The following is a 12221-nucleotide window of genomic DNA, read 5'->3' as shown; positions in this document are numbered from 1 at the left end:
GATCAATTGCCCGAACGGCGGCGCCAGACCGTGGCATCGCCTTGCGGGGCGGAGCGGTGCCCCCCCGGGAGAGGCACCGCGACCGGATCAGTAGCCTATGGCGCAGCCGTCCTTGCGCGGATCGGACGCGCCTTCGAGCACGCCCGACGGGTGGATCAGGATCGCCTGCGCGCCGCCGATCGGGGTGACGGGCGTTTCCACCTTGTGCCCCTTTTCGGCCAGTGCCGCGGCGACCTCGGGCGCATAACCGCGTTCCAGCATCAGTTTACCGTTCTCCGCAAAGCTGCGTGGAGCATCGAGCGCGGCCTGCGGGTCCATGCCGTAATCCGTTATGTTGGTCATGACGCGCGCGTGGCCGTTGGGCTGGTACTGGCCGCCCATGACGCCGAAGGGCATGGTCACGCGGCCCTCGTCCCGCACCATGGCCGGGATGATCGTGTGCAAGGGACGCTTGCCGCCGGCCATCTCGTTCACGTGGCCCTCGGCCAGCGAGAAGCCGGCGCCACGGTTCTGGAACAGGATGCCGAACTTCTCGGACGCGATGCCGGAGCCGAAGCTGTGGAAGACCGAGTAGATCAGCGACACGACCATCCGGTCGCGGTCGACGACGGTCAGGTAGATCGTGTCCTTGTGCACGGCCTCGGAAATCGTCGTGGCCGAGGCCATCGCCCGGTTCGGATCGATCAGCGCGGCCAGCCGTTCCGCCGTCTCCGGCGCCTGAAGATGGGCGAGGCCGGTCATCGTGTCGGGATCGGACAGGAAGCGGTTGCGGGCATCGTAGGCGAGCTTTGCGGCCTCGGCCTCCACATGGGCGCGCTCCACCCCGAAAGGCTCCATCGCGGCGAGATCGAAATGCGACAGGATGTTCAGCATCAGGTGCGCGGTGATGCCCTGGCCGTTGGGCGGATGCTCCAGCAGTTCGCGGCCCTTGTAGTGGCCCGCCAGCGGATCGGCGAAGGTCGTTTGCGCGGCGGCGAAGTCCTCGGCGGTGTGGCGGCCGCCACCGGCGTTGAGCGCGGCGAGCATGTCCTCGGCGACCTCGCCTTCGTAGAAGGCGCTGCGGCCATGCTTGGCGATGCGGCGCAGGACCTCCGCCTGTCCGGGCAGGGTGAGGATGTCCCCGGTCTGCATCGGCTTGCCGTCCTTCAGGAAGTGGCGGCGGGCGACGCCCTGCAGGTTCTCGTGCGCCTGCTGGTAATCGAAGGCGACGCGCGGCGCGATCGGCACGCCCTCGTCCATGTAGCGGATCGCCGGGGCGAGGCTGTCGGCGAGGCCAAGCCTGCCCCAGCGGTCGGACATGGCGCAGAACGCGTCGATGGCACCGGGGACGGTGACGGCATAGGGGTGGTCGAGCGGCACGGTGCCGTGCCCCTCGCCCCGCAGCAGCGCCGCGTTGTGACCGGCAGGCGCGCGACCGGAGCCGTTGACGGCAACGACGTCTTCGGTGCCCGCAGGCGAGACGAGCGCAAAGCAGTCGCCCCCGATTCCTGTCATCGCCGGTTCGCACAGGCCGAGGATCACCGCCCCGGCAATGGCGGCGTCCATGGCGTTGCCGCCCCGGCGCAGCACGTCCACGGCAGCCGAAGCCGCCAGCGGATGCGAGGTGGCGCACAGGCCGTTCATGGCGAGGACGGGGGACCGTCCTGGTTTCTGGAAATCGCGCATGCTCTGCCTCCCTGCGTCTTGCGCGCAGGATAGGCAGCCAAGCGGGGGCGTCAATCCATGCGGAAGGGGGAAGTCAGAACCTCGACGCCGCGCACTGGGTGGGGGCTGATAACGCGCGGCGCCGAGGTGAAGCCATATGCAGCTACAAGGCCATGTATGCTGGCGGATCGCGGCGCAAATGTGATCCGGTGTGGGTCATTTCGTGGCTTGGGTTGCGCGGTGTGGCGGGGGGCCGAAACGCAAGAACACGCCCGCGATGGGGCGTGTTCTAGGTGCATAGAACCTCGGTGCCGCGCACTGGGTGGGGGCTGATAACACGCGGCACCGAGGTGAAGCCATATGCAGCTACAAGACCGAAGATGACGTTCCAATCGGGCGCGATTGTGGCTGCCGTAGGGTCATTTCGGGAACGTGACCCTTCAGAGAAGCGTGAAACAGCGGATATGCCATCGGGGCGCGTGGAGCGGCATCACGATGCGCGCGATAGGGGCATTTCCAGCGCGAGGCGGTTGGTGCCTTCGGCGCAGGAGTAGTCGAGGTCGGTCACGAGGGTGCGGATCAGGTGCCAGCCGAATCCACCTTCGGGAAGGTGCGCGGTCGGCACGTCGAGGTTGGCGGCGGGCCCCTGCGGCGGGGCGTTCCCGGGCATCGAAAGGCCGGTGTCGAGGAATTCGGCGTGCAGGGTGTCGGGGTAAAAGGCCAGGTGGAGGCCGATTCTCCCGGCGGAGCCGTTGGCATAGGAATGCTCGACGATGTTGTTGAGCACCTCCGCCACGACAATCTCCCACGATGCGTCGAGGTCGGCTAAAGGTGGGCGCCGTTCGAGATGTGCGCGTACTTCACGAAGGGCCAGAGTGACCGCCTGCGGCGTGTTGCCAAGAACACCGTGGATGACGAAACTCCCGTCATCCCGCAGTTCTGCATTCATCTCTGCCTCCGCGGCACAGCCGGTCAGGCGCTCAGCGCGGTGACGGCAGTCTCATGGATCTGGAAGATCGAATCCATGCGGGTCATGCGAAAGACCTTGTCGACGGCCGGGGACAGTCCGGCGAGTTCCAGCTTGGCACCCGGCGGCATCAGCTTCATCGCGGCGACGATGGCGCCAAGCCCGCTCGAATCGATGAAGTCCACCTTTTCGAGGTCGAGCACGACGCGGCCCGACGCCCCCCCGAGGAGTTCGCGCATCCGATCCTTGAAGCTGATCGCGACCGCGGCGTCGATGCGGTCGGCGTCGACCCGGATGATCGTCACGCCCATGTCGGATGTGGTGCTGAGTTCCATGGTTGCCCTTTCCCTGGTGCGGCGCACACCGCGTCCCTCGGCAACGGACCCTAGACGCGAATCCTTACCATTCGGTATGCATGTCCTAAGATGGGAGGGTTCCACATGCAGGACGTAGTAATCACAGGGGCGTCGCGGACGCCGATGGGCGGGTTCCAGGGGGTCTTTGCCGAACAGGAGGCTTGGAAGCTGGGCGGCGCCGCGATCCGCGCCGCGCTGGACGGCCACCCCGACCGGAGCGTGGACGAGGTCCTGATGGGCTGCGTGCTACCTGCGGGACAGGGGCAGGCCCCGGCCCGGCAGGCGGGATTCGCGGCAGGCCTGGGCGACGACGTCCCGGCGACGACGCTGAACAAGATGTGTGGTTCGGGCATGAAGGCGGCGATGCTGGCCTGGGACCGGCTGGCGCTGGGACATGCGGAGTGCATCGTGGCGGGCGGCATGGAGTCGATGACCCTGTCGCCCTACCTGCTGCCGAAGATGCGCGGCGGCGCGCGGATCGGTCACGGCCAGGTCGTCGACCACATGTTCCTCGACGGTCTGGAGGACGCCTATGACAAGGGCCGCCTGATGGGCACCTTCGCCGAGGACTGCGCCGAGGCGTTCCAGTTCACCCGCGAGGCGCAGGACCAGTACGCGCTTGCGTCGCTGTCGAACGCGCTGGACGCGGAACGCTCCGACGCCTTCGAGAACGAGATCTGCCCGGTGACGCTGCACACCCGCCATGGCGAAGAGATCATCACCCGCGACGAACAGCCCGGCAAGGCGCGGCCCGAGAAGATCCCGATGCTGAAACCGGCGTTCCGCAAGGACGGGACGGTGACGGCGGCGAACTCGTCCTCGATCTCGGACGGGGCGGCGGCGCTGGTCATGACGACGCTGGATTCGGCTGTGCGCCGGGGTGTCCTGCCGCGTGCCCGCATCCTCGGACACGCGAGCCACGCGCAGGCGCCGAAGGACTTCCCGACCGCGCCGATCCCGGCGGCCCGCAGGCTGCTGGACCGGATCGGCTGGAAGAAGAGCGACGTGGACCTCTGGGAGGTCAACGAGGCCTTTGCCGTGGTGCCCATGGCCTTCATGAAGGAGATGGGCCTGCCGCGCGACGTGGTGAACGTGAACGGCGGGGCCTGTGCACTGGGGCATCCCATCGGCGCCTCGGGGGCGCGGATCATCGTGACCCTGTTGAACGCGCTGGAGAAACGCGGCGCACGGCGCGGTGTCGCGGCGATCTGCATCGGTGGCGGCGAAGGCACCGCCATCGCGATCGAACGTATCTGACAAGGCCTTGACGCGGCTCAGGGGCGGCGATGTGCCGGCCTTGCGCTGTTTCGGACGGGTATGGCGGGGTGCCCCCGAGTTCGGGGGCGGCGCCCACATCTTTTCCGCCTCCTCCCGTGAAAAATCCCCTTGATTTTTCACTCGCTCCCGGCATCATGAAAAAAAACGGGAGAATTTCACGCACATGCAGATGGACGCGCCTCCGGCCACGCTCGGTTCTGACCTCCGGACGCTTCGGCGGACGCGCGGGCTGACTCTGCAACAACTTGCGGACAAGCTGGGCCGCTCTGTCGGGTGGCTGAGCCAGGTGGAACGCGACCTGTCGGAGCCCTCGATCACCGATCTGCGGCACCTTGCGAAGGCGCTCGAAGTGTCCGTCTCCATGCTGGCCCGGCACGAGGCCGCCGCACCGGAGGAGGTCGGACGGATCGTGCGTCGTGGCACCCGGCGGCCCATCGGATCGCGGGTGTCGGGGCTGGTGGAGGAACTCCTGTCACCCGACCTCGCCGACGACTTCGAGATGGTGCACTGCCGGTTCGAGCCGCATTCACAGATCGGAGAGACGGTGACCCGCCCGACGCAGGAGGTGGCCTTCCTGCTGTCCGGGCGGCTGGAAATGACCATCGGCGCGGACCGGTTCAGCATCTTCCCGGGCGACAGCTTTCGCATCAGGGGAGAGCCGTTCCGCTGGGAAAATCCACATGACGAGGCGGCGGTTGCGATCTGGGTGATCGCGCCGCCGGTGTACTGAGCGCGGCAACGGAGAAGAGGGAGCGAAGATCATGATCCAGGGACAATGCCTGTGCGGCGCGGTGCGCTTCCGGACAGAGGCCGAGCCGCAGGGCGCCAGCGCCTGCCATTGCGGCCAGTGCCGCCGGATGTCCGGGCATGTCTGGGCCTCGGCCTATGTGCCGAAGGACGCCCTGACGGTCGAGGGAGAGGTGCGCTGGTTCGACAGCTCCGACAAGGCGCAGCGCGGGTTCTGCCCGGATTGTGGCTCCTTCCTGTTCTGGCAGGCGCATGACGAGGACACGATCAGCTTTGCCCTCGGCGCGCTGGATGCGCCCACGGGGCTGCGGCTGACCAAGCATATCTTCACGGCCGACAAGGGCGACTACTACGACATCGCGGAAGGCGTTCCCCAGAGGTGAGACATGACTGACACTCCGACACAGGATCAGGGGCGCCTGCCGGCACAGGCCCGCGTGGTCATCATTGGCGGCGGTGCCGTGGGGGTGTCCTGCGCCTACCACATCGCGCAGGCGGGTTGGGACGTGGTGCTGCTGGAGAAGAACGAGCTGACCGCCGGGTCGACCTGGCACGCGGCCGGCAACTGCCCGTCGTTCTCCACCAGCTGGGCGGTGATGAACATGCAGCGCTATTCGCTGCAGCTTTACCGGCGGCTGGCGTCCGAGGTCGACTATCCGATGAACTATCACGTCACGGGGTCGATCCGGCTGGGCCATTCCCGCGAGCGCATGATGGAATTCGAGCGGGCGCGCGGCATGGGGCAGTATCAGGGCATGGCGCTGGAAATGCTGCAGGTCTCCGACCTGAAGGACCGCTATCCCTTCCTCGAAACCCACGATCTGGCAGGCGCCCTTTACGATCCGGACGACGGCGACATCGATCCCGCGCAACTGACACAGTCGCTGGCCAAGGGCGCGCGCATGAAGGGTGCCCGGATCGAGCGGTTCTGTGGCGCGACCGGCGTGCGGCGCGAGGGTGCGGACTGGATCGTCGAGACCGAGAAGGGCGAGATCCGCTGCGAGAAGGTGGTGAACGCCGCGGGCTACTATGCGCAGCGGGTCGGCGAGTGGTTCGTGCCCCATGGCGGGCGCACCGTGCCGATGGCGGTGATGAGCCACCAGTACTTCCTGACCGAACCGATCCCGGAGCTCGAGGCCTGGTCAAAGGAGAACGGCAAGCTGCCGCTCCTGCGCGATGTGGATTCCTCTTACTACCTGCGGCAGGAGAAATACGGCCTCAACCTCGGCCCCTACGAGCGGAACTGCAAGGCGCACTGGGCGACGCCGGACGATCCCATGCCGGAGGATTTCTCCTTCCAGCTTTATCCCGACGATCTCGACCGGCTGGAATGGTACATCGAGGACGCCATGGCGCGGGTGCCGATCCTCGGGCAGGCAGGTGTCGGCCGGGTGATCAACGGCCCGATTCCCTATGCGCCGGACGGCCTGCCGCTGCTCGGCCCGATGCCGGGGGTGCCGAATGCCTACGAGGCCTGCGTCTTCACCTTCGGCATCACGCAGGCGGGCGGCGCAGGCAAGGTGCTGGCGGAATGGGTGACGGAGGGCCGGACGGAGTGGGATATGTGGTCCTGCGATCCGCGCCGCTACACCGGCTACACCGACCCGGACTATTGCCTCGCCAAGGCTATCGAGACCTACGGCCACGAATACGCGATCCACTTCCCCCGCCACCGCTGGCCCGCGGCGCCCGACCGGCGGCTCTCTCCGCTGTACGAGCGCCTGTCGGCGGCGGGTGCGCAGTTTGCGCCCTACAACGGCTGGGAACGTGCGACATGGTTCGCGCATCCCGGCGACGACACCTCGGAGGCTGCCACCGAGACCTGGGAACGGGACGGCCCGTGGCAGACCCGCGTGCGCGAGGAATGCGAGGCGGTTCGCGACGGCTGCGGCGTGCTGGAGATCTGCGGCTTCACCCGGCTGATCGTCAGCGGGTCGGGCGCGCGGGACTGGGTCGACAGGCTGACCGCCTCCCGTCTCCCGGCAGAGAACCGCGTGGGCCTGCTGTATTTCACCGACGACCGAGGGCGCATCCTGACGGAGATGACGGCGCTCAACCACGGACCGGATCAGGTCGGCCTGATCACCGCTGCCGTGGCGCAATGGCACGACCGCGACCTCCTGTCGAACGGCGCGCCGGAGGGCGTGACGGTCGAGGACTTCTCGGACAAGGTGGACTGCCTTCTGGTCACCGGCCCGAAGGCGCGCGAGGTGCTGGACCAGATCTCCGACGCCGACCTGTCGCTGCCATGGCTGTCGGTTCAGTACGACGCCACGGTCGCGGGCAAGGCCTGCGCGCTCATTCGGGTGTCCTACGCCGGCGAACTGGGGTGGGAGATCCACTGCGACCCGGACGACGCCCCGGCGATCTGGGGGGCGCTGACGGTCGCGGGGGCCAAACCCTTCGGCATGTTCGCGCTCGACAGCCTGCGGATCGAAAAGGGCTACCGGACATGGAAGGGCGACCTCTCGTCGGACTACACGCTGCTGGAAGCCGGGCTGGACCGCTTCGTGGACCTGTCGAAACCGCATTTCCGCGGCAAGGCGGCGCTGACCGCGCAGGCGGAGACCGGCGTGAAGAAACGCTCCGCCCCGCTGATCGTGGAGGCGCAGGGCTGCGACGCCCCGCCCATGGCAACCGTCTGGCACAACGGCCAGGTGGTGGGGGAGGTCACCTCCTCCGCCTGGGGCTACCGGGTCGGCGCCTCCGTGGCGCTGGCGATGCTGCGCACCGACCTGACCATCCCGGGCACGGAGGTCGAGGTCGACATCTTCGGCACGCTCTGCAAGGCCACGGTGCGGAGCGATTCACCGCTCTGGGACCCGAAGAACGAAAGGATCAGGGCATGAAGGTCACGCTTCTCGACGGCGGCATGGGGCAGGAACTTGTTCACCGGGCGGGCGACCGCCCCACGCCGCTGTGGTCCACGCAGGTGATGATCGACCGGCCCGGCCTCGTGCAGGAGATCCACGCCGACTACTTCGCGGCAGGCGCCACCATCGCGACCGCCAACAGCTATGCCATCCTGCGCGACCGTCTGGCCCCCGCCGGGATCGAGGACCGCTACGAAGAGCTGGTCGAGGCTGCCATGGCAGAGGCGACCAAGGCCCGCGAGGCATTCGGCAGCGGGAAGGTCGCCGGCAGCACCGCACCTCTGGGCGCAAGCTACCGCACCGACAAACATCCCGACCTCGACACCGCGATCCCGCTTTACGCCGAAAAGGTCCGCCTCATGGCCCCTCACGCCGACCTGATCGTGCTCGAGACCGCCGCCTCGCTTTTGACCTGCCGCGCGGCGCTCGCCGGCGCGCTGCAGGCGGGCAAGCCGGTCTGGCTGTCGATCAGCGTCGACGACGAGGACGGCACGCGGCTGCGCTCCGGCGAAAAGGTCGCGGACGTCCTTCCCATCGCGCACGACGGCGCCGCCGCCCTCCTCGTCAATTGCTCCGCGCCGGAGGCGATGCCCGCCGCGCTCGACATCCTCGCACGCGGCGACCTGCCCACAGGCGCCTACGCCAACGGCTTCACCCGGATCACCAAGGATTTCCTGAAGGACCGGCCCACTGTCGACAGCCTCGTCGCGCGCCGCGACATGGGGCCGGAGATATACACCACGCACGCCATGTCCTGGCTGGACCACGGCGCCACGATCCTCGGCGGCTGCTGCGAAACCGGCCCCGCCCATATCGCCGAGATCGCCCGCCGCCTGCGCGCCGCCGGGCATGAGATCGCCTGATGTCTTCTCTGCTTTGCAAATACTCACATTCGCGCCCGAAGGGCGCGCGGATCGGCGCGCCGAAGGCGGGCCGAAACCAAAGGATCCGGACATGACTCTCCCCACCCAGGCCCGCGTCGTCATCATCGGCGGCGGGGTCATCGGCTGTTCCGTCGCCTACCACCTCGCGAAACTCGGCTGGACCGATATAGTCCTTCTGGAGCGCAAGCAGCTTACCTCCGGCACGACATGGCACGCGGCAGGCCTGATCGCGCAGCTCCGCGCCACGGCCAACATGACGCGGCTCGCGAAGTACAGCCAGGAACTCTACGGCACGCTTGAGGAGGAGACCGGCACCGCCACCGGCTTCCGCCGCACAGGCTCGATCACCGTGGCGCTGACCGGCGAGCGGCACGAGGAGCTCCGGCGGCAGGCGGCGATGGCCCGGGCCTTCGGGGTCGAGATTGGCGAGATCGACGTGGCAGAGATCGCGGCGAAGTACCCGCATCTCAACACCGACGGCGTGGTGGGCGGCGTCTACCTGCCGAAGGACGGGCAGGGCGACCCGGCCAACATCGCGCTCGCCATGGCAAAGGGGGCCCGGATGCGCGGCGCGGTGATCGCCGAACGCACGAAGGCGCTGCGCGTCACCCGGCAGGGCGGGCGTGTGAGCGCCGTCGACTGGCAGGCGGAGGACGGCACCTCCGGCTCCATCGCCTGCGAGCATGTCGTCAACTGCGCCGGCATGTGGGGGCGCGAGGTCGGGCAGATGCTGGGCACCGACGTGCCGCTGCAGGCCTGCGAGCACTTCTACATCGTCTCGGAACCCATCGCGGGGCTGGGGGCGCTGCCCGTCCTGCGGGTGCCGGACGAATGCGCCTATTACAAGGAAGACGCGGGCAAGCTGATGCTCGGCGCCTTCGAACCGAAGGCCAAGCCCTGGGCGGTCAAGGGCCTGCCTGCCGATTTCGAGTTCGACCAGCTGCCCGAGGATTTCGATCACTTCGAGCCGATCCTCGAAAAGGCGGTCCACCGGATGCCGGTGCTGGGGCAGGCGGGCATCCACACCTTCTTCAATGGGCCGGAGAGCTTCACTCCGGACAACGCCTACTACATGGGACTCTGCCCGGGGACGGAGAATGTCTGGGTCGCGGCGGGCTTCAACTCCATCGGCATCCAGTCGGCGGGGGGCGCGGGGATGGCGCTCGCGCAATGGATGGTGGACGGCGCCAAGCCCTTCGATCTGGGCGACGTGGACATCGCCCGCGCGCAGGGTTTCCAGGCCAATCCCGCATACCTCGCCGCGCGGGTGTCGGAGACGCTGGGCCTGCTCTACGCCGACCACTTTCCCTACCGCCAGAAGGCCACCGCGCGCGGCATCCGCCGTTCGCCGCTGCACGACCGGCTGGAGGCCCGCGGCGCGGTCTTCGGAGAACTGTCCGGCTGGGAGCGCGCCAACTGGTACGCAGAGCCCGGACAGGCGCGGGAGTATGCCTATTCCTGGGGTCGGCAGAACTGGTTCGAGAACCAGCGTGCCGAACACATGGCCTTGCGCGAAGGCGTCGGCCTCTACGACATGTCCTCCTTCGGCAAGATCAAGGTGGAGGGGCGCGACGCGGCGGCTTTCCTGAACCGCGTCTGTGGCGCGGATGTCGACGTGCCCGCAGGCAGGATCGTCTACACGCAGTTCCTGAACGCCCGCGGCGGGATCGAGGCGGATGTGACCGTGACCCGCCTGTCGGAAACCGCCTTCCTCGTGGTCACGCCCGCGGCCACGCGGCGCGCGGACGAAACCTGGCTGCGTCGCCACCTCGGCGACCGCAATGCCGTCATCACCGACGTCACGGCCGGAGAGGCGGTCATGGCGGTCATGGGACCGCGCGCCCGTACCGTGCTCGAAGGCTGTTCGGACGGCGACTTCTCCAATGCGGTAAACCCTTTCGGCACTGCGCAGCATGTGCACATCGGCATGGGGGAGGCGAGGGTGCACCGGGTGTCCTACGTGGGTGAACTGGGTTGGGAGGTCTATGCCTCCGCCGACATGGCCGTGCATGTCTTCGACGCGCTGATGGCGGCAGGGGAGCCGGAGGGCCTGCGCCTCTGCGGTCTGCACGCGATGGATTCCTGCCGGGCAGAGAAGGCGTTCCGCCACTTTGGCCACGACATCACCTGCGAGGACCATGTGCTGGAGGCGGGGCTGGGCTTTGCCGTGAAGACCGACAAGCCGGACTTCATCGGACGTGACGCGGTCTTGGCCAAACGCGAGGCCGGGCTGGACCGGCGCCTTTTGCAGTTCCTGCTGACCGATCCCGAGCCGCTCCTGTATCACAACGAACCGATCCTGAGAGACGGCGAAATCGTCGGACACCTGTCCTCCGGTGCCTATGGCCATGCGTTGGGCGGTGCGGTCGGGCTCGGCTACGTGCCCTGCGCGGGCGAAAGCGCCGATGCGCTGCTGTCCTCCGCCTACGAGATCGACGTTGCTGGGGTGCGCGTGCCGGCAAAGGCCTCGTTGAAACCGATGTACGATCCGAAGGGCGCACGCACCCGGGCCTGATACAAACGCCTTCCCGCACGCCCATGCAAGGCGTTGGCGGGGTTATCATGCAAAGGGCCTTGTCGGCCTCGGCAGCCTTTGGTTGTGTGCGGGTACAGGGGCCCGGCTACGGTTTTGGACCTGAGGCCGCAGTAGGTATTTTTGCCAAGATGAAGGGGCGGCTACGCGCCTGTCATTCCGGCGGGCGCTGTGAAGGCAGGGGGTGTGCCCCTTGCCGGGGCAGGGTCATTCTGGCAGAGGCTGGGGCATGAGCGATTATTCTCCGCCTTCCGGCGACATCGTGGTGCTGCATGAAGACAGCGATCTGCTGGTGGTGGACAAGCCCGCGGGCCTGCTGTCGGTGCCCGGAAAGGGCGAGGACCTGGCAGATTGCCTGCTGAGCCGGCTCGAGGCGGCCTTTCCCACGGTGCGTCTGGTCCACCGGCTGGACCGCGACACCTCCGGCGTGATGGTCTTTGGACTGACCGCCCACGCGCAGCGGCACCTCGGCGCGCAGTTCGAGGCCCGAAAGACGAAGAAGACCTACGTGGCACGTGTCGCCGGGCGGCTTGAGCCAAAGAGCGGTGAGGTCGACCTGCCGCTGATCGTCGACTGGCCGAACCGCCCGCGCCAGATGGTCTGCCACGAGACGGGAAAGCCCGCGTTGACCGGCTGGAAGGTGATGAAGGCGTCGGACACGGAAAGCCGGGTGCGCCTGTTTCCGTACACCGGGCGCAGTCACCAGCTTCGGGTGCACATGCTGGCGCTCGGTCATCCGATCCTTGGCGACGAGCTTTATGCGCCGGAGACGGCGGCACAGTATCCGCGCATGATGCTGCATGCGGAAGAGCTTAGGCTCAGCCATCCCGAGAGCGGCAAGGGCATGACCTTCCGCCAGCCCGCGCCGTTCTAGGCGGCGGGCGGCGGACGCGCAAAGGGGCCCGGCGGGGCCCCTTTCGTGGTTCAGTTCAGGAAGCG

10 protein-coding genes are annotated in these 12221 nt (G+C 67.8%); 7 read left to right on the top strand and 3 right to left on the bottom strand.

Going from position 1 to position 12221, the window contains the following annotated elements:
• Nucleotides 1-87: 87 nt before the first annotated feature.
• From ggt to ACU0DV_RS08895, 3 genes are all read right to left on the bottom strand, one after another.
• Complete coding sequence (ggt, locus tag ACU0DV_RS08905; RefSeq protein ID WP_446241370.1) at nt 88-1665, bottom strand: gamma-glutamyltransferase; 1578 nt, start codon at nt 1663-1665, stop codon at nt 88-90.
• 469 nt (nt 1666-2134) lie between these two features.
• Entirely contained in the window at nt 2135-2593 is a 459-nt protein-coding gene (locus ACU0DV_RS08900) for an ATP-binding protein (RefSeq protein ID WP_446241369.1), read from the bottom strand.
• A gap of 23 nt (nt 2594-2616) precedes the next feature.
• A complete protein-coding gene (locus tag ACU0DV_RS08895) occupies nt 2617-2946 on the bottom strand; it encodes an STAS domain-containing protein (protein ID WP_283982442.1) in 330 nt (109 codons plus the stop codon).
• A gap of 105 nt (nt 2947-3051) precedes the next feature.
• Between ACU0DV_RS08895 and ACU0DV_RS08890 the strand changes: the two genes are divergently transcribed.
• The 7 genes from ACU0DV_RS08890 (at nt 3052) to ACU0DV_RS08860 (ending at nt 12156) form a co-directional block, all read left to right on the top strand.
• Entirely contained in the window at nt 3052-4224 is a 1173-nt protein-coding gene (locus tag ACU0DV_RS08890; RefSeq protein WP_446241368.1) for an acetyl-CoA C-acyltransferase, read from the top strand.
• A 184-nt stretch (nt 4225-4408) separates the two neighbouring features.
• Complete coding sequence (locus ACU0DV_RS08885; RefSeq protein ID WP_446241367.1) at nt 4409-4975, top strand: helix-turn-helix domain-containing protein; 567 nt, start codon at nt 4409-4411, stop codon at nt 4973-4975.
• A 31-nt stretch (nt 4976-5006) separates the two neighbouring features.
• Nucleotides 5007-5375 (top strand): GFA family protein, encoded by a 369-nt coding sequence (locus ACU0DV_RS08880; protein WP_446241366.1) that lies wholly within the window; start codon nt 5007-5009, stop codon nt 5373-5375.
• A gap of 3 nt (nt 5376-5378) precedes the next feature.
• Nucleotides 5379-7841 (top strand): GcvT family protein, encoded by a 2463-nt coding sequence (locus ACU0DV_RS08875; RefSeq protein WP_446241365.1) that lies wholly within the window; start codon nt 5379-5381, stop codon nt 7839-7841.
• Nucleotides 7838-8728 carry a homocysteine S-methyltransferase family protein gene (locus ACU0DV_RS08870; RefSeq protein WP_446241364.1) on the top strand — a complete coding sequence of 297 codons (891 nt, stop codon included), beginning with the start codon at nt 7838-7840 and terminating at the stop codon, nt 8726-8728. The genes ACU0DV_RS08875 and ACU0DV_RS08870 overlap by 4 nt, the downstream gene beginning before the upstream one ends.
• A 91-nt stretch (nt 8729-8819) precedes the next feature.
• Nucleotides 8820-11264, top strand: a complete 2445-nt coding sequence (locus tag ACU0DV_RS08865; protein WP_446241363.1) for a GcvT family protein — start codon at nt 8820-8822, stop codon at nt 11262-11264.
• A 247-nt stretch (nt 11265-11511) separates the two neighbouring features.
• Nucleotides 11512-12156 carry an RluA family pseudouridine synthase gene (locus ACU0DV_RS08860; protein WP_446241362.1) on the top strand — a complete coding sequence of 215 codons (645 nt, stop codon included), beginning with the start codon at nt 11512-11514 and terminating at the stop codon, nt 12154-12156.
• Nucleotides 12157-12221 lie beyond the last annotated feature (65 nt).

It is taken from the genome of Sagittula sp., assembly GCF_052825245.1.
This window is presented reverse-complemented; position numbering and strand designations above follow the sequence as displayed.